Source organism: Arthrobacter sp. Soil_C_60 (genome assembly GCF_057656375.1).
In genome coordinates this window covers 158,297-180,805 of the sequence record NZ_JBDGKM010000010.1, presented here as the reverse complement: position 1 = coordinate 180,805, position 22,509 = coordinate 158,297, and the positions used below count along the sequence as shown (strand labels likewise).

Annotated in this window: 17 protein-coding genes; 3 read left to right on the top strand and 14 right to left on the bottom strand. The window is 66.7% G+C overall.

Annotated elements, in window-relative coordinates; genetic code table 11:
- Positions 1-502 precede the first annotated feature (502 nt).
- The 13 genes from tyrS to argC form a co-directional block, all read right to left on the bottom strand.
- Positions 503-1,813 carry a tyrosine--tRNA ligase gene (gene tyrS / locus AC3A4M_RS18640; protein WP_498737606.1) on the bottom strand — a complete coding sequence of 437 codons (1,311 nt, stop codon included), beginning with the start codon at positions 1,811-1,813 and terminating at the stop codon, positions 503-505.
- Between the two features lie 13 nt (positions 1,814-1,826).
- Positions 1,827-4,082, bottom strand: coding sequence for a HelD family protein (locus AC3A4M_RS18635; RefSeq protein ID WP_498737604.1), 2,256 nt, complete (start codon positions 4,080-4,082; stop codon positions 1,827-1,829).
- A 128-nt stretch (positions 4,083-4,210) separates the two neighbouring features.
- Complete coding sequence (locus AC3A4M_RS18630; protein ID WP_169996290.1) at positions 4,211-4,750, bottom strand: adenine phosphoribosyltransferase; 540 nt, start codon at positions 4,748-4,750, stop codon at positions 4,211-4,213.
- 108 nt (positions 4,751-4,858) lie between these two features.
- Positions 4,859-5,503 carry a DNA-3-methyladenine glycosylase gene (locus AC3A4M_RS18625; RefSeq protein ID WP_498737602.1) on the bottom strand — a complete coding sequence of 215 codons (645 nt, stop codon included), beginning with the start codon at positions 5,501-5,503 and terminating at the stop codon, positions 4,859-4,861.
- Positions 5,503-6,501 carry an SRPBCC domain-containing protein gene (locus AC3A4M_RS18620; protein WP_498737600.1) on the bottom strand — a complete coding sequence of 333 codons (999 nt, stop codon included), beginning with the start codon at positions 6,499-6,501 and terminating at the stop codon, positions 5,503-5,505. The genes AC3A4M_RS18625 and AC3A4M_RS18620 overlap by 1 nt, the downstream gene beginning before the upstream one ends.
- Positions 6,502-6,705: 204 nt before the next feature.
- Positions 6,706-8,127, bottom strand: a complete 1,422-nt coding sequence (argH, locus tag AC3A4M_RS18615; protein WP_498737598.1) for an argininosuccinate lyase — start codon at positions 8,125-8,127, stop codon at positions 6,706-6,708.
- A 2-nt stretch (positions 8,128-8,129) separates the two neighbouring features.
- Positions 8,130-9,338: an argininosuccinate synthase gene (locus tag AC3A4M_RS18610; RefSeq protein ID WP_498737597.1), complete on the bottom strand. Its 1,209-nt coding sequence runs from the start codon at positions 9,336-9,338 to the stop codon at positions 8,130-8,132.
- Between the two features lie 40 nt (positions 9,339-9,378).
- Positions 9,379-9,900, bottom strand: a complete 522-nt coding sequence (locus AC3A4M_RS18605; RefSeq protein WP_498737595.1) for an arginine repressor — start codon at positions 9,898-9,900, stop codon at positions 9,379-9,381.
- 23 nt (positions 9,901-9,923) lie between these two features.
- On the bottom strand, positions 9,924-10,886 hold the full coding sequence (gene argF, locus AC3A4M_RS18600; RefSeq protein ID WP_498728515.1) for an ornithine carbamoyltransferase: 963 nt from the start codon (positions 10,884-10,886) through the stop codon (positions 9,924-9,926).
- Positions 10,883-12,232, bottom strand: coding sequence for an acetylornithine transaminase (locus AC3A4M_RS18595; RefSeq protein ID WP_498737594.1), 1,350 nt, complete (start codon positions 12,230-12,232; stop codon positions 10,883-10,885). Before AC3A4M_RS18595 ends, argF begins: the two co-directional genes overlap by 4 nt.
- Positions 12,229-13,137, bottom strand: a complete 909-nt coding sequence (gene argB, locus AC3A4M_RS18590) for an acetylglutamate kinase (RefSeq protein ID WP_498737592.1) — start codon at positions 13,135-13,137, stop codon at positions 12,229-12,231. Before argB ends, AC3A4M_RS18595 begins: the two co-directional genes overlap by 4 nt.
- A gap of 7 nt (positions 13,138-13,144) precedes the next feature.
- Entirely contained in the window at positions 13,145-14,296 is a 1,152-nt protein-coding gene (gene argJ / locus AC3A4M_RS18585; protein WP_498737590.1) for a bifunctional glutamate N-acetyltransferase/amino-acid acetyltransferase ArgJ, read from the bottom strand.
- Positions 14,293-15,324, bottom strand: coding sequence for an N-acetyl-gamma-glutamyl-phosphate reductase (gene argC / locus AC3A4M_RS18580; RefSeq protein WP_498728519.1), 1,032 nt, complete (start codon positions 15,322-15,324; stop codon positions 14,293-14,295). Before argC ends, argJ begins: the two co-directional genes overlap by 4 nt.
- Positions 15,325-15,479: 155 nt before the next feature.
- On the opposite strand from argC, the gene AC3A4M_RS18575 reads away from it, so the two are divergent.
- From AC3A4M_RS18575 to AC3A4M_RS18565, 3 genes are all read left to right on the top strand, one after another.
- Positions 15,480-16,445: a quinone oxidoreductase family protein gene (locus AC3A4M_RS18575; RefSeq protein ID WP_498737588.1), complete on the top strand. Its 966-nt coding sequence runs from the start codon at positions 15,480-15,482 to the stop codon at positions 16,443-16,445.
- Positions 16,446-16,577: 132 nt separating this feature from the next.
- A complete protein-coding gene (locus AC3A4M_RS18570) occupies positions 16,578-20,393 on the top strand; it encodes a Pls/PosA family non-ribosomal peptide synthetase (RefSeq protein WP_498737614.1) in 3,816 nt (1,271 codons plus the stop codon).
- A complete protein-coding gene (locus AC3A4M_RS18565; protein ID WP_498737586.1) occupies positions 20,390-21,802 on the top strand; it encodes a M1 family metallopeptidase in 1,413 nt (470 codons plus the stop codon). Before AC3A4M_RS18570 ends, AC3A4M_RS18565 begins: the two co-directional genes overlap by 4 nt.
- On the opposite strand, the gene AC3A4M_RS18560 is transcribed toward AC3A4M_RS18565, so the two are convergent.
- On the bottom strand, positions 21,768-22,490 hold the full coding sequence (locus AC3A4M_RS18560; protein ID WP_498728522.1) for a 4'-phosphopantetheinyl transferase family protein: 723 nt from the start codon (positions 22,488-22,490) through the stop codon (positions 21,768-21,770). The genes AC3A4M_RS18565 and AC3A4M_RS18560 overlap by 35 nt on opposite strands.
- Between the last annotated feature and the right edge of the window lie 19 nt (positions 22,491-22,509).

Here is a 22,509-nt window from a genome sequence, read left to right as displayed (position 1 = left end):
ACGACAATAATTCAACCAATAAAATAATTGGTATCAACAAACTTGGCACACTATTGAGTTCTCAAACAACAGGAGCAAACGAATACTCTTTGAAACTAGAATTCTTTTCGAATTCTTTTGTGTTTCGCATTTCTTCGCTGCGGTGTTCATAAATTTATTTCATTCGATATCTCTTGTCAAATCGGTGTTTTCCGCGATTTTCCATTCGATTAAGAATGCACCCGCAACAATTTTTAGCGCCCCCGGCTTTGCATCAAGTGCATGCCGGAATTGCTTCCGATTTGTCTTGGGATTTTGTCCTCCTGCTCGCTTTGTCTTTTTCAACTCAGCGGCGGCGACTCAGAAAACAATACACAAGGTTTCTGACTCCTGCAAATCCGCCTGAATTACCCGCTCCAAACCACAACGGACCCGTCCCCTGCCCGCCGCCTTGCCGGCAGCTGCAGGGACCGGGCCCGCGTTGTTGGCTCTGCCGGGATTGTTCCCGACGCGCAGCCTTTGGCTATGCAGGTACTTCGACCATTGCCAGGGTGCGCTTGCCCCTGCGCATCAGCAGGTACTTGCCGTGCAGCAGCTTCGTAGCGTCGATGACTGCATCCGGATCCGTGATTTTTTCGTTGTTCACGTACGCGCCGCCTTCGGCTACGGTGCGACGCGCGCCGGAATTGCTCGGCACGAGGCCGGAGGCAACGAGCAAACCGATGATGTTCAGGGAGCCACGCGCCACAGTGGCGCTGGGCAGCTGCGAAGTGGCCGAAACCAACGTGGCTTCGTCCAGCGCTTCCAGTTCTCCCTGCCCGAACAACGCCGCCGAAGCAGCGATCACCTTGTCGGTTGCTTCCTCGCCATGCACCAGCGAGGTCACATCGTAGGCCAGCACGCGCTGGGCCTCGCGGGTATGGGCGCGTTCGGCTACTGCCTTTTCGAGCTCTTCGATTTCCGTTCTGCTCCGGAAAGTGAAGACCTTCAGCCGCTCGACAACGTCGGCATCCGCCGTATTCAGCCAGAACTGGTACATGGCGTACGGGCTGCACATCGCGGCGTCGAGCCAGATGGCGTTGCCTTCGCTCTTGCCGAACTTCGTTCCATCCGAGTTGGTGATCAGCGGAGTGCCGATGGCGTGAACGGACTTGCCCTCGACCTTGCGGATCAGCTCGGTACCGCTGGTCAGATTGCCCCATTGGTCCGACCCGCCGGTCTGCAGCACACAGCCGTACTGCCGGAACAGTTCCAGGTAATCCATGCCCTGCAGGATCTGGTAGCTGAATTCCGCGTAACTGATCCCTTCCTCGGAGTTCAGCCGGGAAGCGACGATGTCTTTTTTGATCATGGTGCCGACCCGGAAGTGCTTGCCGATCTCGCGCAGGAAGTCCAGCGCGCTCATCGGCGCAGTCCAGTCCAGGTTGTTCACCATCCGGGCCGCGTTCTCGCCCTCGAAGCTGAGGAACCGCTGCACCTGGCCCTGCAGGTAGCCGACCCATTCGGCAACGGTTTCCTTGGTGTTCATCGTCCGCTCCGCGGTGGGGCGCGGATCCCCCACCAGGCCGGTGGAACCGCCGACCAGACCGAGCGGCTTGTGGCCGGCCAGCTGCAGGCGGCGCATGGTCAACAGCTGGACGAGGTTGCCCAGATGCAGGCTTGGCGCCGTTGGGTCGAAGCCGCAGTAATACGTGATCGGTTCACCGGCCAGCAGCTTTTCCAGCTCCGCCTCATCGGTGGAGACGTGGACCAATCCGCGCCACTTCAGTTCCTGCCATACATTGGCGAAACTGGGGTCATTGCTTTGGGAACTCAGAAACGTATTAGTTGACACGGACTCTAAAATATCAGCCTTCGATGCCCGGTGGGATATCGCCCTCCGCCAGAAGACGCAGACGCTGGGTGGGACGCGTCATTGCGACATACAGATCGCCCACCTTGCCGCTGACACCGTCAAGCAGTTCCGCCGGTTCAAGCAGGACAACGCCGTCGAATTCCAGCCCCTTGGCTTCCTTCGGTCCGATGACCGTGATGTCCTGGTCCAACCCGCCGGCTCCCGCGCCCACGCGGCTGCCATAGACAGCCTCCAACACCTTGCGTGCTTCTTCCACGCGATGATCCGCGGCGATGACCGCCAACAGGCCGCCATCGATGGCGTCGAGCTCCTCAGGCATGACCTCGCGCAGTCTGCCGAGGAGTCCGCCGTCGTCCACCTTGTCAATGATCGGATCCCAGATACCGTCCCGGACAGCCTTGGGCGCCGAGACCACAAGTCCGGCCGCATTGGCCATGCGCACCGCAGCTTCCGCAATTTGCGACGGCGTGCGGTAGTTCACCGTCAGCTCTTCCAGCCGCCAGCGGTCCTGGGCAAAGGGCTCAAGGACCTGCTGCCACGAGTGCGCGCCGGCAGCGGAGCTGGTCTGGGCGATGTCGCCCACAACCGTGAAGGACTTCAGCGGGCAGCGGCGCATCAACAGCCGCCACTGCATGGCCGAGAGTTCCTGCGCTTCATCGACCACGATGTGGCCGAAGGCCCAGGTCCGGTCCGATGCCGCCCGTTCTGCCGCAGTGAAGCGCGTCTCCTGGATCTGGTTGTGGGCCGCCAAGTCCTCGGCGCTGACGAGACCGTCGATCCCGCTGGCCTTCAACGCCTCGTCCAGGTTCACGAGGGACTGCTCTGCATTCGCGACGTCGCGCGCACGCTGATGCTCCCGCTGGGACTTGTCCCGGGCGCTGGAAACATCCATCGGGCCGAGGAGTTCGGCAGCCTCGTCGAGGAGCGGCACGTCGGCCTCGGTCCATGGCGCAGACGGATCACGCAAGAGCAGTGCCCGTTCCGCGTCGCTCAGCTGGGGCGTAGCGCCTTCCAGATGCGCGGGCTTGCTCAGCAGTTCGCCGATCAGCTGCTCCGGCGTCAGCGGCATCCAGCACAGGTTCAGCGCCACGCGCACGTCACGGGAAGTACGGACATCTTCCGTCAGGTAACTGCGGTCCGCGTTGTTGCCCGGTCCGGAGGACTCTTCCAGCGCCTGGGTCAACTGCTCGGTCAGCTCGCGCAGCAGGATCTTCACGAACGTCGTGCGCGCCTCATTGTGTGGCTTGCCGGTGGACCGTGCCCTGTCCCGGGCCCGGATCACCTGCTTCGGAGTCAGCGTAAGGATGGTGCCCTCGACATTGAGCTTGCGCGGGCCTGCCGGGATGCGCTGGCGGTTAGCCACCGCGCGCGCCACCACCTTGGCCATGGACGCGCGGCCCTTGAGCTCGGCGACGGCCTGGTTGGTTTCCGGCACGGCGTTGATGCCCGGCATCAGCTTGCCCAGAGTGGACATCACCACACCGGTCTCGCCGAGCGACGGCAGGACACGTTCGATGTACTTCATGAAGGAGTTCGACGGCCCGACCAGCAGGACGCCGGCGGACTTCAGCCGCTCCCGGTGCATGTACAGCAGGTATGCCGCGCGGTGCAGGGCAACGGCGGTCTTGCCCGTGCCCGGCCCGCCCTGGACCACCAGCACGCCCGGCATGGGGCTGCGGATGATCCGGTCCTGCTCGGCCTGGATGGTGCCGACGATGTCCGACATCTGGCCGGTGCGTTTCGAGTTCAGCGCTGCCAGCAGGGCGCCTTCTCCTTGCAGGTTGCCCGAATCGAGCATCGACGCGTCCAGCACGTCGTCCTCGACGGCTTTAACGTCGCGGCCCTTCAGGATCAGGTGACGCCGCCGTCGTACGCCTTGGCGTTCGAAAGCCGTGGCCTGGTAGAAGACTCCGGCCTCCGGCGCGCGCCAGTCCACCATGAGCCGCTGCAGATCAGCCGTGCTCAGGCCGATGCGGCCGATGTAGCGGGATTCCCCGCTGTCCAGATCCAGGCGGCCGAAGACCAGGCGGTCATCGACGGCGTTGAGCTGGGCGAGCCGGTCCTCGTACATGGTGGCGAAGGCGTCACGTTCAGAAATATTCTGCATCGTGCCCACGGCACCGCCGCTGCGGACCCGGTCCAGCTGCTGCTGCTTTTCGGCGCGCAACTCATCCAGACGCTGGTACAAACCCGCGACATAGTCCCGCTCGTGTTCAAGTTCCGCGTGTGCCGAAACCGCTTCCTGCATTATTTGTTCCTCCCGCAAAGGCAGAGCGTCAATCTTACAGTGCCCGGCATGAAAATACATGAACGCGCACGTCAGGGCCCCAGCGCGGCGACTGTACCGGAGGCGATCCGGAGAAGATCCGGACGTAATTACTCGCGGACCAGCGACCGGATCCGGTGGCCTGCCAGCGCCGCACGTCCGCGCAGGCCGGTCAGTTCCAGTACGACGCCGAAACCGGACACCTGCACTCCGGCCCGTTCGAACAGCCGGCAGGCCGCCCCGAGCGTACCGCCGGTGGCCAGCACGTCGTCCAGAATGAGCACGCGCATGCCGGGCTTGAGATCGTCGGCATGCAGTTCCAGCGTCGCCGTGCCGTATTCGAGGGTGTAGTCCTCCGAGTAAACCTTGCGCGGCAGTTTGCCCTTCTTCCGGACCGTCACCACGCCTTTGCCCGACGCGTATGCTCCGGCGGCCGCCAGCAGGAAGCCGCGCGCTTCGATGCCGGCCACCGCATCGAACTGCCCTTCGAAGGGGTCGATGAGGGCGTGCACAATAGTGCGCAGTGCGGGACCGTCCGCGAAAACGGGCGTCAGGTCCCGGAAGACAATGCCTGGTTTCGGGTAGTCGGAGACGGTTGCCGAAAGCCGGCTGATGACTGACTCAGCGGACTCAGAAGCTCGTTCACTCACCCCACTACCCTACCGGCCACTGGCCTACAGGAATGACGGCATGACGGGAAAACCTGCGGTGTGCCGAGACCTGCCGGCACCGTGGCTCAGGATTTGCCGGCGTGACAATTAGCCGGCCGAGCGGCGGCGGGGTTTGGCCGCGCGGTAGGGCGAGACTGTTTTCTCCCCCTCCAGCCAGAACCGCCAGGGGTAGCTATCGGTCCCGCCTTCACCGCTGACGCCCACCCGGGGCCCGCTGCGCACATGGGCCGCCGGAGCGGGCGTGGCCGGCAGCCGGAGCTCGAGTTCGCCGGGGACGAAGGCCCGCCCGTTATCCGCCAGCGTCAGCCCCAAAGCCTGCGCAAGACGGCCGGGTCCGCGGGCCAGCTCGGTATCGTTTTTCGCCGACGTACGACGGCGGTACGCCAGTTCGCGTCCGTGGGTCACGTCGCCGGCGCGGATCAGGACACCGGTGGCTATTCCGGCATGGCCGCAGACGATGTTGACGCAGTGGTGCATCCCGTAGGTGAAGTAGACGTAGATGTGGCCGGCCGGGCCGAACATGGCCTTGTTGCGGTTGGTCTGTCCGCGGAAGGCATGCGATCCCGGGTCGCTTTCGCCAAGGTAGGCCTCCACCTCGGTGATCCGCACGCCCACGGCGCCCTCCGCCGTCGTCCGCAGCAGTTGCGCGCCGAGCAGTCCCGGGGCCACCTCATCGGCTGGACGTGCAAGCCATTTCAGCAGTGCTCCCGGGATGGCGGGGACAGTCTCCACTACGATCCGGCGCTGCCGGCCATCCGGCGGTAAAAGTGCGTCAAGGCTTCCCGGTGGTGCGCGGAAGGGTGGACTTCGGCCCCGGCGAGGTACAGGTCCAGTGCGTCGAGCCGCTCGTGCCACAGTGCCATGAGTTCGGCGGCGCGGGCCTTCGAGCGCAGCCCGTGGTGGAGTTTCAGGAGCGTCTTGCCGTCGGAGTTCTCCAGCAGCCAGTGCACCGAACTTTGCTCCACTTCCGGGCTGCACCAGCTGTACTCCAGCCCCTGCTCGTTCACCAAGTAGGTCACGTCACCGCGCATGGTGAATTTCTCGAAGTCCAGCCGGACGTCTCCGCCGACCTGCAGCTGTAGCGTCCCCGGTGCGAGCCATTTTCCGAACATGTCCGGCTCCGTCAGGGCCTGCCAGATGGTTGCCCGGTCCGCGCCCAGCAGCCGGTCAAAGTGGACGCAGTCGTGGCCGGAGTCCTTGCCGAGGGTGCCCATGGTGTGGGACAGCGAGTATTCGCGGGAGTAGGCTTCGCGCAGCTTGGCCCAGCGGTCCGGCTGCGGCTGCGGCTTATGTCCGGCCGCGACATCCTCGAACGCGTCCAGGATGGTTTCCCAGCCCGCGGCGCCTTCGGTCAGGAACGCCCGGCTCTCGGACCGCGCCCGCAGCTGCACCAGTGTGCCGCCGTTGCTGTCGAGCATCCGCCACTCGAGCACGGACTCGTTGTCCAGCTCGTCTTCCCAGGTGATCTGCAGGCTCAGCGGTGCGTTCAGCTGCAGCACAGTGCCGGTGACGGTGCCGCCGACCTCCAGTTCGTAGGGCTGGCCCAATTCCCAGCCGGTGATCAGGTTCCCCAGCCACTTGGCCACGTGTTCCGGCTCGGCCAGCAGGCTCCAGAGGTAGCTGTGCGGATAGTCGAGCTGGCGGTCAAAAGCCAGCACATAGTCGGACGCGATCCGTTCGATCCGTCCGGACGGAACTACTTTCTCATCCTGCGGGCTCAGCGTCGTCATCGTCACTTCCTCGGCTCGGCGCTCCGGCTGCATCTCTGTTTCACAAACTACCCCAAAGACCGAAGTTACCGGTCGGTAACTTGGCTTTTCAGGGGAGACTCGGAGGGCAGAGCAAGAGTGTCGAAGGGCAGAGAACGACGGCGGATCCGCACCTGCTCGCTGCAGGTGCGGATCCGCCGTGGTTAGCTGGTTTTTTCGCCGTGGTCAGGCGCCCGCGGCGTACGCGCGCACCGGCTCCAGCTGCACCTTCAGCGCCTCCAGCTGGCTGGCCACGGCCGAAGGGGCGGTGCCGCCCTGGGAGCTGCGGCTGTTCAGCGAGCCTTCCACGCTCAGGACCTCGCGCACCTGCGGGGTCAGGTGCGCCGAGATGCCGGCGTAGTCCTCATCGCTCAGGTCCCACAGCTCGACGCCGCGGCTTTCGGCCAGCTTCACGGCCGCCCCGGAGAGTTCGTGCGCCTCGCGGAACGGCACGCCTTGGCGGACCAGCCACTCGGCGATGTCCGTGGCGAGGGCAAAGCCCTGCGGAGCCAGCGACTCGAGCCGCTCGGTGTTGAACTTCAGCGTGGCGATCATGCCGGAGACTGCCGGGAGCAGCAGTTCCAGGGTGTCCGCCGCGTCGAACACGGGTTCCTTGTCTTCCTGCAGGTCCCGGTTGTAGGCCAGCGGCAGACCCTTGAGCGTGGCCAGCAGCCCGGTCAGGTTCCCGATCAGGCGTCCGGCCTTGCCCCGGGCCAGTTCGGCCACATCCGGGTTCTTCTTCTGCGGCATGATGGAGGATCCGGTGGAGTAGGAGTCATCCAGCGTGACGAAGGAGAATTCCTTGGTCGCCCAGAAAATGACTTCCTCCGAGATCCTGGACAGGTCCACGCCTATCATGGCGGAGACCCAGGCAAACTCGGCGAAGACGTCGCGGGAGGCGGTGCCGTCGATGGAGTTCCAGGCCGCGGAGTCGAAGCCCAGGTCGGCCGCGACGGCGTTCGGGTCCAGTCCCAGCGAGGACCCGGCGAGGGCGCCGGAGCCGTAGGGCGAAACGGCGGCGCGCTTGTCCCAGTCGGCCAGCCGCTGCACATCGCGCAGCAGCGCCCAGGCATGGGCCAGCAGATGGTGGCTCAGCAGCACCGGCTGCGCATGCTGCAGGTGCGTGCGCCCTGGCATGGCCACACCGTGGTGCGCCTCGGCCTGCCCGATCAGGGCGTCCACCGTGGCAAGGACGCCGCCGGCGATAATGCGGGCGTGGTCGCGCAGGTACATCCGGCCCAGCGTGGCGATCTGGTCGTTGCGGGACCGGCCGGCGCGGAGCTTGCCGCCGAGCTGCGTGCCGGCCCGCTCGATCAGGCCACGCTCCAGCGAGCCGTGCACATCCTCGTCCGATTCGGCGGCGACGTAGGCACCGGAGCGGACATCGGCGTCGAGCTCATCCAGGGCGGCCAGCATGCCGGCCAGTTCGCCGTCGTCAAGCAGACCGGCCTTGTGCAGCACCCGGGCGTGGGCGCGCGAGCCGTTGATGTCGTAGAGCGCCAGCCGCCAGTCGAAGTGCGTGGACTTGCTCAGTGCTGCCAGCGCATCCGCGGGGCCGCCGGCAAAGCGTCCGCCCCAGAGTGCGCCTTCATTGGTTCCGTGTGCCATTCTTAGTTGCCTTCCGCTGCGCGCTGGTCGCGTCCGGACGCGACCTTGGAGGAGAGACCGAAGATCTCGATGAAGCCCCGGGCCATGGACTGGTCGAACGTATCGCCGGTGTCGTAGGTGGCCAGGTTGAAGTCGTACAGCGCGGTTTCCGAGCGGCGTCCGGTCACGGTGGCGCGGCCGCCGTGCAGTTCCAGCCGAATTTCGCCGCTGACGTGCTGTTGTGTGTCGTCGATGAACGCATCCAGGGATCGCTTCAGCGGCGAGAACCACTGACCGTCGTAGACCAGTTCGGTCCAGCGCTGGCCCACGGTCTTCTTGAAGCGGGCCTGCTCACGCTCGATGGTGACGTTTTCGAGTTCCTTGTGCGCCGCGATCAGTGCCATGGCGCCGGGGGCCTCGTAGATTTCTCGGGACTTGATGCCCACCAGACGGTCTTCGACGATGTCGATCCGGCCCACGCCCTGGGCGCCGGCGCGGTGGTTCAGCTGTTCGATGGCCTGCAGCGGGGTTACGGCGTGTCCGTCGATGGCCACCGGGATGCCTGCCTTGAACGTAATGACCACCTCATCGGCCACCGGGGGGAATTCCGGCGAGGCGGTGTAGTCGTACACGTCCTTGGTGGGCGCGTTCCAGATGTCCTCGAAAAAGCCTGTCTCCACGGCCCGGCCCCAGACATTCTGGTCAATGGAGAACGGGTTCTTCTTGGTAGTGGCGATCGGCAGGTTCTTGGCTTCCGCGTAGGCAATGGCCTTGTCGCGCGTCAGCGCCAGGTCGCGGACCGGGGCGATGCACTTGAGCTCCGGGCCCAGGGTCTGGATGCCCACTTCGAAGCGGACCTGGTCATTGCCCTTGCCCGTGCAGCCGTGGGAAACGGTGGTGGCGCCGAACTTCTGGGCCGCTGCCACGAGGTGCTTGACGATCACCGGGCGGGAGACGGCTGAGACCAGCGGGTAGGCGTCCATGTACAGGGCGTTCGCCTTCAGCGCCGGCATGCAGTATTCGGTGGCGAACTCGTCCCGGGCATCGGCCACGTAGGCCTCGACGGCACCGCAGTCCAGGGCCCGCTGCCGGATGGTTTCCAGCGACTCGCCGCCCTGCCCCACATCCACCGCGACGGCGATTACTTCGGCCCCGGTTGCCTCGGCGATCCAGCCGATGGCAACGGAGGTGTCGAGGCCACCGGAGTAGGCCAGAACAATGCGGTCAGTCACTTGGGGTGTGCTCCTATTGGTTTGCAGGGTTGGTAGGTTTTCAGGTCTGGCTGTTGCGGGCGGGTTCGTCCGCGAACTGCAGGAAGCGGGCGGCCAGGTCGGCGCCCCCGTTGGGGTCCCTGGTTACCAGCAGGACGGTGTCATCGCCGGCGATGGTGCCCAGCACAGAGGGCATGACGGAGTGGTCGATGGCCAGGGCTAGGAAGTTGGCGGCTCCGGGTGGTGTCCGCAAGACCACCAGGTTGCCGGAGGCCTCGGCGGTGACCAGCAGGTCCGCGCACAGCTTGGCCAGGCGGGCATCCAGGATCTCCTGGGTAATGCCGGCCTGCGGGGCGCGTTCTCCGCCCTCGGACCTGACGGCGTAAACCAGCGCGCCGTCCTGGCTGCGCACGCGCACGGCACCGAGTTCCACCAGGTCGCGGGACAGGGTTGCCTGCGTCACCTGGACGCCTTCGGCGCCGAGCAGTGCCGCGAGCTCCGCCTGCGAACGCACGGACTGCCCGGTCAGGATCGCTGTGATGCGGGCCTGGCGGGCGGTCTTGGTGGTGGGCATGCTGGTCACGGCCTGTTGTTCCTTCAGCGCCTTCAAGAAATCTTCTGCAGCGGTGCCAGACCGGCCTTGTCCATCAGCCAGACCATCAGGGCCTTCTGCGCGTGCAGCCGGTTCTCTGCCTCATCCCACACCACGGACTGGTCGCCGTCGATCACGTCCGCCGCGATCTCGTAGCCGCGGTAGGCCGGCAGGCAGTGCAGCACGATGGCGTCCGGCGCGGCCAGCTTCATCGCGGCTGCGTCCACGGCGTAGTCCCTGAACAGTTCCAGCCGCTGGGCCTTTTCCTCTTCCTGGCCCATGCTGACCCAGGTGTCGGTGGCGACGACGTCGGTCCCTGCCAGTGCCTCGGCCGCATCGGAGGTAATGAGCACCGAGCCGCCGGTTTCCGCGGCGCGCGCCTCGGCTTCGGCGACGACGTCGGCAGCGGGCAGGTAGCCAACGGGTCCGCCGACGCGGACATGCATGCCCGCCGTGACGCCGGCCAGCAGGTAGGAGTTGGCCATGTTGTTGGCCGCATCCCCCAGGTAGGTCATGGTCAGGCCGGCGAGTTCGCCCTTGTGCTCCCTGATGGTGAGCAGGTCCGCCAGCAGCTGGCACGGGTGGTAGTCGTCGGAGAGCGAGTTGATCACCGGCACCCGTGAGATGGCGGCCATTTCCTCAAGTCCGGAGTGGGCGTAGGTCCGCCAGACCACGGTCGAGACCATGCGCTCGAGGACCTTGACGGTGTCCGAAATGGACTCCTTGTGGCCCATCTGGGATTCGCCCGGATTGATGATCAGCGGCACGCCGCCCAGGTCCGCCACGCCGGTGGCGAAGGACAGCCGGGTCCGGGTGGAGGTCTTGTCGAAGATCACTGCCACGGTCTTGCGCCCGGCACCGTCCGCGGCATACGGCTGATACAGGTACGGCGACTCCTTCATCTGCGCCGCCAGGTCCAGCACCGAGAGCTGTTCGGCCGGGCTCAGGTCGGTGTCTTTGAGGAAGTGGCGGATCATGGCGTGTCCTTCGGGGCATCGGCGTTGGGCGCGGCGGGATTGGCCGCGGCAGTGGTTTCGGCGGCAGCGGTTTCAGCTGCGGCCGCCAAGATGGCGGGCAGCGCCTGGATAAAAGTCTCGGCCTGCGTGCCGGTGAGGATCAGCGGCGGAGCGAGGCGAAGCGTGCGCGGACCGGGGTTGTTGATGATGAATCCGGTCTCCAGCGCGGCACGGACGGCCGGGGCGGCAATCCCCTCGGCCAGGTCGAAGCCGATCAGCAGGCCCTCGCCGCGGACCTCGGTGACGCCGTCGATACCGGCCAACGCGGCACGAAGCTGCGCGCCGACGTCGTTCGCATGCTGCAGCAACTGCCGGGCCTCAATCGAGTGCAGCGTGGCCAGCGCGGCGGCGGTCGCCACGGGGTTGCCGCCGAACGTAGTGCCGTGCTGTCCGGCGGTCAGCAGGGTGGAAACCGGCTCGCCGAACGTCACCATGGCGCCGATGGGGAACCCGCCGCCCAGCCCCTTGGCCAGGGTGATGGCGTCCGGCAGGATGTCCTCGCCGCCGGCCACGCTGCCCTGATAGGCGAACCAGTTGCCGGTGCGTCCGACGCCGGTCTGGACTTCATCCAGGATCAGCAGCGCGCCGGCCTCGCGGGTGATTTCGCGGGCGGCCTTAAGGTAACCCGGCGGCAGCGGCCGTACACCCACTTCGCCCTGGATCGGCTCAAGAACGACGGCGGCAACCGTCCCGTCGACCGCGGCCCGCAGCGCGTCCACATCGCCGAAGGGGATGTGCTCCACGCCGCCGGGCAGGGGCTCGAACGGTTCCCGGTAGGCCTGCTTGGCCGTCAGCGCCAGCGCGCCCATGGTCCGGCCGTGGAAGGCACCGTCCAGGGCGATGATCCTGTTCCGCGTGGCGGTGGAGTTGCGGCGGGCCAGTTTGAAGGCCGCCTCGTTGGCCTCGGTGCCGGAATTGGCGAAGAAGACCTTGGAACCGGCCGGGGCCTGCGCCAGCTCCAGCAGCTTTTCGGCCAGCGCGATCTGCGTCGGGCTGGTGAAGAAGTTGGAAATATGGCCCAGCGTGGACAGCTGGCTGGAGATGATGCTGGTGATGAACGGGTCCGCGTGGCCCAGAGCGTTTACGGCGATGCCGCCGAGCAGATCCAGGTATTCCTTGCCGTCGGCGTCCCAGACAGTGCATCCGTTGCCCCTGACCAGCACGCGCTGCGGGGTGCCGAACACGCCCATCAGCGACTGGTTGTAGCGGGCCAGCAGTTCCTGGTTGTGCAGCCCGTCGAGGCTGGCCAGCTCCGACGCCGAGCCGGCCGCCGGCTGTGGTGCTGCCTGTTGTATTGCCTCGCTCATTTCTCGTCTCCGTCCGGAACAACCTGGGTGCCGATGCCGGCAGCGGTAAATATTTCAAGCAGGATCGAGTGCGCCATACGGCCGTCGACCACCGCGGCGCGCTCCACTCCCCCGTCGACTGCCTTGAGGCAGGCTTCCATCTTGGGGATCATGCCGGACTCGAGCTTGGGCAGCAGGTCCCGCAGCTCGGAGGCGGTCAGCGAGGATATCAGCGAGGACTTGTCCGGCCAGTTGGCGTACAGCCCCTCGACGTCGGTCAGGATCACCAGGCGCGAGGCATGCAGCGCATCGGCCACGGCAGCCGCGGCGGTGTCCGCGTTGACGTTCAGCACCTGGTTGGTGCCTTCGCCGTCGTTGTTGATCTCCGGGGCCACGGTGGAGATCACCGGGATCCGGCCGGCCTCGAGCAGGTCCAGGATGGCGGAAGGATTCACACCGACTACTTCGCCGACGAGGCCCAGATCCACTTCTTCGCCGTCCACGACCGTGCCGGTGCGCACGGCCTGCAGCAATCCGCCGTCTTCCCCCGAAAGCCCGACGGCGTACGGGCCGTGGGAGTTGATCAGGCCGACCAGTTCCCGGCCCACCTGGCCGGTGAGCACCATCCGGACCACGTCCATGGCCTCCGGCGTAGTCACGCGCAGGCCGCCCTTGAACTCGGATTCAATGCCGAGCTTGGAGAGCATGGCGTTGATCTGCGGGCCGCCGCCGTGCACCACCACTGGCTTGATGCCCACGTGGTGCAGGAAGACGATGTCCTCGGCGAAAGCCCGGCGCAGCTCGTCGTTGACCATGGCGTTGCCGCCGTACTTGATGACCATGGTGGTCCCGGCGAAGCGCTGGATCCATGGCAGCGCTTCAATCAGCGTGCCCGCCTTGTCCTGGGCTACAAGCATCGTGTTCATCGGTTCCTCAGCTCGAGTACGCGGAGTTCTCGTGCACGTAGTCGTGCGTGAGGTCGTTGGTCCAGATGGTGGCGGACTCGTTGCCGGCGTTCAGGTCGATCATCACGATGACTTCGCGGGCTTCCAGATCCACCTGGTCTCGGGAGTCCCCCACGCCGCCGTTGCGGCAGACCTGCACTCCGTTCATGGTGACGTTCAGCTGGTCCGGCTCAAAGACTGCGTCGGTGGTGCCGACGGCGGAGAGCACCCGGCCCCAGTTGGGGTCCTTGCCGAAGATGGCGGTCTTGAAGAGGTTGGACCGGGCCACCGCACGGCTGACAACCTCCGCATCCCGTTCGGAGGCGGCGTTGATGGTGGTGACGGCGATGTCATGGCTTGCGCCCTCGGCGTCGGTGATCAGCTGGCGGGCCAGGTCCGCGCACACGGTGGTAAGTCCGGCACTGAATTGAGCCAGGTCCGGCACCGCCCCGGAGGCACCGGAGGCCAGCAGGACCACGGTGTCATTGGTGGACATGCAGCCGTCCGAATCCGTCCGGTCGAAGGTCAGCCGGGTGGCCTCGCGCAGCGCCATGTCCAGGGCAGGGGCTTCGACATGGGCGTCGGTGGTGATGACCACCAGCATGGTGGCCAGGCCGGGGGCCAGCATGCCGGCGCCCTTCGCCATGCCGCCGATCACGTAGCCCGAGCCGTCGAACCGCGACTGTTTGGCCACGCTGTCGGTGGTCATGATCGCGGTGGCGGCGTCAGCGCCGCCGTCGTTGTTCAGGGCCGCCGCGGCCGCCTCGACGCCGGGGAGCAGCTTGTCCATGGGCAGCTGTTCGCCGATCAGCCCGGTGGAGCACACCACCACATCGGAAGCGGAAATTCCGAGCAGCGCGGCGGTTTTCTCTGCGGTGCTGTGGGTGTTCTGGAAACCCTCGGGGCCGGTGCACGCGTTGGCCCCGCCGGAGTTCAGGATCACGGCGTCTGCGCGGCCGTCGCTGATCGCCTGCCGGGACCAGTGGACGGGGGCGGCGGCCACGCGATTGGACGTGAAAACCGCGGCGGCCGATTTGGCGGGACCGTCGTTGACCACCAGGGCCACGTCCGGATTGCCGGAGGCCTTCAGCCCGGCGGTCACGCCTGCGGCGCGGAAACCTTGTGCAGCGGTGACGCTCACGGTGCTACTCCCTGGTGGGTCAGGCCCGCGGTCTCCTCAAGACCGAGGGCGATGTTCATGGACTGGACGGCGCCGCCGGCGGTGCCCTTGGTCAGGTTGTCGATGGCGCAGCTGACGATCACGCGGCCGGCATGCTCATCGAAGGCGAGCTGCATGGCGACGTGGTTGGAGCCCTGGACCGACTTGGTGTGCGGCCACTGGCCCTCGGGCAGCAGGTGCACAAAAGCCTCGTCCGCGTAGGCCTCGGCCCAGGCGCGGCGCAGCGTTGCGGCGTCGGTCCCCGGCTTCACCCTGGCCGTGGCCGTAGCCAGGATGCCGCGGCTCATCGGCGCGAGCGTGGGAGTGAAGGAAACCCGGACGTTTTCGCCGGCGGCAGCGGAAAGCCCCTGTTCGATTTCGGGCGTGTGGCGGTGGCCGCCGCCGACGCCGTACGGACTCATGCCGCCCATGACCTCGGAGCCAAGCAGATTGACCTTCACGGATTTACCCGCACCGGAAGTCCCCGACGCGGCAACGATGACCACGTCCTGAGTCTCCAGCAGGCCCGCGCTGAAGCCCGGCGTCAGGGCAAGCAGCGAGCTGGTGGGATAGCAGCCCGGCACGGCGATCCGTTTGGCCTCGCGCAGGCGTTCGCGGTGGCCCGGCAGCTCGGGCAGGCCGTAGGGCCAGGTGCCGGCATGGACCGTGCCGTAGAACTTTTCCCACACGAGCGGGTCTTCCAGCCGGTGGTCCGCTCCGGCGTCGATCACCAGGGTCTCTTCCGGCAGCTTGGCCGCGATCTCCGCGCTGGCACCGTGCGGCAGGGCCAGGAAGACCACGTCGTGCCCGGCCAGGTTTTCCACGGTGGTTTCCGTCAGCTCACGCTCGGCCAGGGTGTGCAGATGCGGCTGGAGCGCGCCCAATCGCGAGCCGGCATTGCTGTGCGCCGTAATGGCCCCGATGGAGACCTCGGGATGGCTGGCCAGCAGGCGGAGCACTTCTCCGCCGGCGTAGCCACTGGCACCGGAAACAGCTACCGAAAAAGTCATAAGGTCACTATACAGGAAAAGTTATTCACGGGAGGTCATAATTATGCACGATACGATGAAGCCAGCGCCTGCAGCAGAGACTGCGGTGCACGAAAACGCCAGTCTAGCTGCCGCCGCACGCGCGTGCGCGGTTGATTACAGGAGGACCACACGCCATGGCCCAAGCAATAGTTGCCGAAGCGCCCGGAGGACCCGAGGTTATGCAGCTGCAGGAGGTCCGGATCCCCACCCCGGGCCCGGGCCAACTGCTGGTCAAGGTTGCGGCTGCGGGCGTGAACTTCATCGACACCTATCAGCGCAGCGGCGTGTACAAGGTCCGGTTCCCCTTCACCCCGGGCAGCGAGATCGCCGGAACCGTCGAAGCCTGTGGGGAGGGCGTCACGGGTTTTGCCGCCGGCGACCGGGTGGCCACCTCCGAGGCAAGCGCCGGTTACGCACAATATGCACTCGTCGACGCGGACGGCGCCCTGCCTGTCCCGGACGGGGTCAGCAACGAGACGGCCGCGGCCATTCCGCTCCAGGGCATGACGGCACACTATCTGGTCAATTCGAGCTTCAAGGTCCAGTCCGGCCAGACCGTGCTGACGCACGCTGGTGCGGGCGGCGTGGGCCTGGTCCTGACCCAGTTGCTCAAGGCCAAGGGTGCCCGGGTCATCACCACGGTCTCCAGCGATGAAAAGGAAAAGCTGGCACGGGAAGCAGGAGCGGACGAAGTGCTGCGCTACGACGGCTTCGCGGAGCAGGTGCGCGAGCTGACCAATGGCACCGGTGTGGACGTGGTGTACGACGGCGTGGGCAAGGATACGTTCGAAGGCTCGCTTGCCAGCCTGCGGACCCGCGGCACGTTGGTGCTCTTCGGGGGCGCATCCGGGCAGGTTCCGCCGTTCGACCTGCAGCGGCTGAACGCGGCCGGCTCGCTGTTCGTGACCCGGCCCAAGCTGGCCGACCACCTGCTCACCGCGGAAGAACGCCGCTGGCGCTCGGAGGAGCTTTTCGCCGCGGTCCTGGACGGTTCGCTCAAGATCAGGGTGGGCGCGAGCTACCCGCTGGCCGAGGCGGGACAGGCGCACTCCGACCTCGAGTCCCGCCGTACCACGGGCAAGCTCCTGCTGATCCCGTAACCTTCGCCACTTTCGGTCCGGTACCGGCCGGTAGGCCACCTCTTGTTCACCTTCATTGGCGATGCTGTTCAAGTGATTGTGCATGAACCCCAGCTGCCCGGTGCCGGCAGCACTCCCCCGCCCCGGACCCTGATGGACATCCTGACGGCGAGCGCGGAGGCCTATCCGCACGCTTCGGCACTGGACGATGGGCAGCAGCCCCTGAGCTACGCCGAACTGCTGGAGGCCGTCCGCCGGCAGGCGAAGCTGCTGCATGAGGCCGGGCTCGGGGCGGGCGACAAGGTGGGCATTCGGATTCCCTCCGGCACCCGCGAATTGTATGTCAGCATTCTCGCGACGCTGTACATCGGCGCGGCCTACGTTCCGGTAGACGCGGATGACCCCGATGAACGCGCCCGGCTGGTTTTCGGCGAGGCCAAAGTGGCCGGCATCCTGAAAGCCGACGGCGAAATCGTGACGTCGCCGGAGCGGCCGGCACCGTTCCCGAATCCCCGGCCGGCCGAGCTGACGGACGATGCCTGGGTGATTTTTACCTCCGGCTCCACGGGCACACCGAAGGGCGTCGCCGTCACCCACCGGTCCGCCGCCGCGTTTGTGGACGCCGAGGCCCGGATCTTCCTGCCGGCGGAGCCGCTGGGTCCGCAGGACCGGGTGCTGGCCGGGCTCTCGGTGGCCTTCGATGCCTCCTGCGAGGAAATGTGGCTCGCCTGGCGCCATGGCTCCTGCCTGGTGCCAGCGCCGCGTTCCTTGGTCCGCAGCGGCATGGACCTGGGTCCCTGGCTGCTCAGCCGCGGGATTACGGCGGTTTCCACGGTGCCGACGCTGGCCGCGCTGTGGCCGGCCGAGGCGCTGGAAAATGTCCGCCTGCTCATCTTCGGCGGCGAAGCCTGTCCGCCGGAGCTGGCCCGCCGGCTGGCTGTGGAGGACCGCGAAGTCTGGAACACCTATGGCCCCACGGAGGCAACCGTTGTGGCCTGCGCCGCGCCGCTGGGTGGGGACGGACCGGTGCGGATCGGCCTGCCGCTGGACGGCTGGGACCTGGCTGTGGTGGATTCCGACGGCGTTCCGGTCGCCGAGGGCGGCACGGGCGAACTGATCATCGGCGGCGTGGGCCTGGCCCGCTACCTCGATCCGGCCAAGGACGAGGAGAAGTACGCGCCGATGCCGTCCCTTGGCTGGGAGCGTGCCTACCGCAGCGGCGATCTGGTCACCTATGATCCGGCCGGCCTGCTCTTTGTCGGCCGGGCGGATGAGCAGGTCAAGCTCGGCGGCCGGCGGATTGAACTGGGCGAAGTGGACAGCGCCCTTCAGGCCCTGCCCGGCGTCTCAGGCGCCGCCGCCGCGGTGAAGACCACTGCTGCGGGCAACCAGATCCTGGTCGGCTATCTGGCTGCGCCCGATGATTACGACGTCGACAGCGCCCGCGGGCTGTTGGCCGGCCAGTTGCCGGCTCCGTTGATCCCGCTGCTGGCCGTCGTCGACACCCTGCCCACCAAGACCAGCGGCAAGGTGGACCGCAACGCCCTGCCTTGGCCGCTGCCGGGCTCCGAGCCGGCCGACGGCGCAGGCGAGCTCCGGCTGGAGGCGGATGCCGCCTGGATCGCGGAGCAGTGGAGCTCGGTGCTCGGCCTGCCGGTCGCCTCCCTGGATGCAGACTTTTTCGCCAGCGGCGGGGGGTCGCTGGGTGCAGCCCAGCTCGTGTCGGCCCTGCGGGTCCGGTACCCCACCATTGCCGTGTCGGAGATCTACGCCCACCCCCGCATCGGCGCCCTCATCGAGGCGGCGCGCCAGTCGGTTCCGGACGGAGTGCAGGCCGAGCCGAAGGAACGGCAGGTCCGGCGCACCCAGCGCAAGAGCCAGATCTTCCAGACTTTGATGGGCATCCCGCTGATTGTCCTGGTCGGCATGCGCTGGCTGACGTACCTGAAGATCCTCAATAACTCGCTGTCCCTCCTGGGCGTGCTGACCGCGGCGCCGACCTTGTCCTGGTGGTGGGTCCTTGCCAGCTGGGCCGTCTTCGTCAGCCCGCCGGGACGGATGGCCATTTCCGTGCTCGCCGCCCGGCTGCTGCTGCGGGGGCTCCGGCCCGGCACCTACCCGCGCTCGGGCCGGGTACATCTGCGGTTGTGGCTGGCCGAACAGATCGCGGACATGGCATCGGCCGTCTCCCTCGCCAGTGCCCCGTTCGTCCCGTACTACGCACGGGCCCTCGGCGCCGACATCGGCCGGGACGTCGATCTGCACTCGGTACCGCCGGTGACCGGCCTGCTCACGCTGGGCCGCGGAGCGTCCGTTGAACCCGAGGTAGACCTCTCCGGCTGGTGGCTCGACGGCGACAGGGTCCATATCGGTGCCATCAGCGTGGGGGCCGGGGCCACCATCGGCGCGCGCAGTACGCTCATGCCCGGCACCAGCATCGGCGCCGGCGCCACGGTGGAGCCCGGCTCCGCTGTTACCGGCAAGGTCAAGGCCGGCCTGAATTTCTCCGGCTCGCCCGCCGAGCGCACCGGCAAGTCAAAGCACGCCTGGCCGGAACCGCCGGCAAAATCGAGCCCGTTGTGGAGCATTTTCTACCCGTTGGCTTCCTCGGCCCTGGCGCTGATCCCGTTTGCCGCAGCGGCGGCCGCGGTCGCCGTCGTGATTTTCCTGGTGCCCGGCAACACCAGCTTGTCGGCAGCTTTTCTGCCGTTGCTTGCCGCCGTGCCGGCGGCGGCGTTGGTCTGGTTCCTGACCAACCTGGTGCTGGTCCTCGTTACGGTCCGCCTGCTGGGGCTCGGCGTGAAGGAGGGCTACCACCGGGTACGCAGCCGGGTGGGCTGGCAGGTCTGGGCCACCGAACGTGTGCTGGACATGGCGCGCGACATCCTCTTTCCCATCTACGCGAGCCTGTTTACCCCGGTATGGCTGCGACTGCTGGGTGCCAAGGTCGGGCGCAACGTAGAGGCTTCCACCGTGCTGCTGGTACCCAAAATGACCACCATCGGCGAGGGCGCTTTCCTGGCGGACGACACGATGGTTGCCTCCTATGAACTTGGCGGCGGGTGGATGAAAATCGCCCCGGCCAAGATCGGCAAGCGTTCCTTCCTCGGCAACTCGGGCATGACAGCGGCCGGACGGCGCGTGCCGAAGAACTCGCTGGTTGCCGTCCTGTCGGCAACGCCGTCGAAAGCCAAGGCCGGGTCGTCCTGGCTGGGCAGCCCGCCGGTACGCCTGCGCCGTACTTCCATCGAAGCGGATTCCAGCCGCACCTTCGCTCCACCGGCGAGGCTGAAGCTGGCGCGCACACTCTGGGAATTGTGCCGTTTTGTTCCGGTGGCCGTCACCGTGGCGCTGGCCCTGGTGGTTCTCGCGGTCTTTGACTGGCTGGCCGGAACCTACGGCTACCTCGTGGCCGCCCTCGCCGGCGGCCTGGTCCTCATGCTGGCCGGAGCCGCCGCGGCCGGCAGCTCGGTACTGGCCAAGTGGCTCCTGGTGGGGCGGATCAAGCCCGGCGAGCATCCGCTGTGGAGCTCGTTCATCTGGCGGAACGAAGTGGTGGACACCTTTGTGGAACTGGTCAGCGCGCCTTGGTTCGGCCGCGCCGCTGCCGGCACCCCGGCACTGGTCTGGTGGCTGCGGGCGCTGGGTGCGAAGATCGGCCACGGTGTCTGGTGCGAGAGCTACTGGCTGCCCGAGGCGGACTTGGTCAGCCTCGGCGATGGCTCCACAGTCAACCGCGGCTGCGTGGTCCAGACCCACCTGTTCCATGACCGGATCATGAGCATTGATACGGTGGAACTCGCAGCCGGCGCCACGATGGGTCCGCACGGAGTCATCCTGCCGGCCGCTTCCCTTGCCGACGGCGCCACCGTTGGCCCGGCTTCCCTGGTGATGCGGGGAGAGACCGTGCCCGCGGCGAGCTACTGGATGGGCAATCCCGTACGACCTTGGACGTTTACCGCCTCATGACCTGCCTATCATCAAGCCCAACCGATCGCTCAGCCGATGGTCCGGCTGCTGCATTGCCGGCAGCGGTGTCTACCCCACTGCCGGACCCCTATATACCCGGCCGCGGTACCGGCGACCTGCTCGTCATGCACTATGACCTGGATCTGGAGTGCAAGCTGGCGTCCAACCGGCTGGCCGGACGCGCCGTGCTCACCGGCCGCACGCTCAGGGCCACCAGTCGCCTGGAACTTGACCTGACCGGGCTGCAGGCCGGCCGTGTCCAGGTCAACGGGCAACGCCCCCGGAAAACGTCGCAGCGCAATGGCAAACTGGTTCTGTCGCTGAAGGAACCGCTGCCGGCAGACACCGGACTGGTGCTGGAAATCCGCTACGAAGGCACTCCCGCGCCGATCAACGGCGACTGGGGCGAAGTGGGGTGGGAGGAACTGACCGACGGCGTGTTGGTCGCCGGGCAGCCCGACGGCGCCTCCTCGTGGTTCCCCTGCAACGACCACCCCAGCCAGAAAGCCACCTTCCGCATCAGCACCACCACGGACGCCGGTTACCGTGCCGTGGCCAACGGCGAACTGGTAAGCCACCATAAAAAGGCCTCCCGGGAAACCTGGGTCTATGAGATGAACGAGCCCATGGCAACCTACCTAGCCACGCTCCAGATAGGCCGCTACGTCCTGCAGGATCTTGTGCCTCCCGGGTCAGCCGGCCCGGAAGGCGATGCCGCCGTGGCCCAGCAGGTCGCAGCACCCGCGCCGCTGCTCCCGGACGCCGTCGCGGCCCTGTCCCGGCAGGAAGACATGATGGCGGTCTTCGTCCGGTCTTTCGGCCCGTACCCCTTCGCCCGGTACACCGTGGTGGTGGCCGAGGACGAACTGGAAATCCCGCTGGAGGCCCAGTCGCTGTCCATCATCGGCCGCAACCATCTGGACAACGGGTGGGAGGCGCAGCGCTTGATCGCGCATGAGCTCTCGCACCAGTGGTTCGGCAATTCGCTGACTGCTGCGAGCTGGAAAGATATCTGGCTGCATGAAGGCTTCGCCTGCTATTCCGAGTGGATCTGGTCCGAGGCCTCCGGCTCGCTACCTGCGGCTGGCCGTGCCAAAGCCGCCTGGGAAATGCTAGCCGCCCTGGAACAGGACATCACCGTGGGCGATCCCGGTCCGCAGCTGATGTTCGATGACCGGGTCTACAAGCGCGGTGCCCTGGCCCTGCACGCCCTGCGGACCGAACTCGGCGACGAGCCGTTTTTCCGCATTCTGCGCCGCTGGTGCGCCGACTACCGGCACGGCTCCGTCTCAACAAGCCAGTTCATCGGGCTTGCTGACGCGGAAGCAGGACGGCCGGACTTTTCCGCCGCCACACTCCTGGAGCCGTGGCTGTTCAGCGCGGGACTGCCAGTGTTTCCCGGAAAATAACACCCGGATCGGCCGAACCGCCGATGGCCAGGGCCGCGGTCAGCGTTGGCGGGACGGCTGTTCCATCGGCCATGGCCGGCGTGAGCTGAAGGTCCACGAGTTGCACACCCGGCCGTTCCCCGGCAGAACCGGGCCAGATGGTCAGCAGTGCGCTTCCTTCCGCATCCGCCACCCCTACCTCGTCGGGGGCAAGGCGAAGGCCGTGGCCGGTGGATTTCAGCACGGCTTCTTTGCGTGTCCAGAGCTGCGCGCGGAGCCGCCGGCGGTCAACGGCCCGGGCGAGCAGGGCGCGTTCGTCGAGAGTGAGCATCACGGCGTCGATGTTGTCGTCCTCGCCGAAGGCCGCCGATCCGGTGTCTTCCAGGTCCACGCCCAGGAGCACCGGCCGGAAGGACAGCGCGGCCAGCAACCAGTCCCCGCTGCGGCTGTAGCTGACCCGGACGGGCGCCGGATTACCGTCCAGCAGCAGGTACGGCTGGCCATGGCTGCCATCGTTGCCGCGCAGGCAGTCACGGCAGTCGAACGCCAACTGCACGCGTTCGGTCCCGACGTCGAGCTCATCCGCCGCCAGGCGCCGCACCGCGTCACGCGACAGGTTGCGGATGGCACCCCGGCGGAAGCCGCGGCTGGACATGCCGGAACCGGAATCGGCCAGGCGGACCAGCCGCAGGATGACCTCACCCCTCATACACTTACCTCCAAGACCG

Excerpts from the sequence above, each read along its gene's own strand:
- argB (WP_498737592.1), bottom strand. The coding sequence starts at position 13,137 with ATGAACACGATGCTTGTAGCCCAGGACAAGGCGGGCACGCTGATTGAA.
- AC3A4M_RS18565 (WP_498737586.1), top strand. The coding sequence starts at position 20,390 with ATGACCTGCCTATCATCAAGCCCAACCGATCGCTCAGCCGATGGTCCG.
- AC3A4M_RS18595 (WP_498737594.1), bottom strand. The coding sequence starts at position 12,232 with ATGAGCGAGGCAATACAACAGGCAGCACCACAGCCGGCGGCCGGCTCG.
- argH (WP_498737598.1), bottom strand. The coding sequence starts at position 8,127 with ATGGCACACGGAACCAATGAAGGCGCACTCTGGGGCGGACGCTTTGCC.
- AC3A4M_RS18635 (WP_498737604.1), bottom strand. The coding sequence starts at position 4,082 with ATGCAGGAAGCGGTTTCGGCACACGCGGAACTTGAACACGAGCGGGAC.
- argC (WP_498728519.1), bottom strand. The coding sequence starts at position 15,324 with ATGACTTTTTCGGTAGCTGTTTCCGGTGCCAGTGGCTACGCCGGCGGA.
- AC3A4M_RS18620 (WP_498737600.1), bottom strand. The coding sequence starts at position 6,501 with ATGACGACGCTGAGCCCGCAGGATGAGAAAGTAGTTCCGTCCGGACGG.
- AC3A4M_RS18575 (WP_498737588.1), top strand. The coding sequence starts at position 15,480 with ATGGCCCAAGCAATAGTTGCCGAAGCGCCCGGAGGACCCGAGGTTATG.
- AC3A4M_RS18570 (WP_498737614.1), top strand. The coding sequence starts at position 16,578 with ATGGACATCCTGACGGCGAGCGCGGAGGCCTATCCGCACGCTTCGGCA.
- argF (WP_498728515.1), bottom strand. The coding sequence starts at position 10,886 with ATGATCCGCCACTTCCTCAAAGACACCGACCTGAGCCCGGCCGAACAG.
- AC3A4M_RS18560 (WP_498728522.1), bottom strand. The coding sequence starts at position 22,490 with ATGAGGGGTGAGGTCATCCTGCGGCTGGTCCGCCTGGCCGATTCCGGT.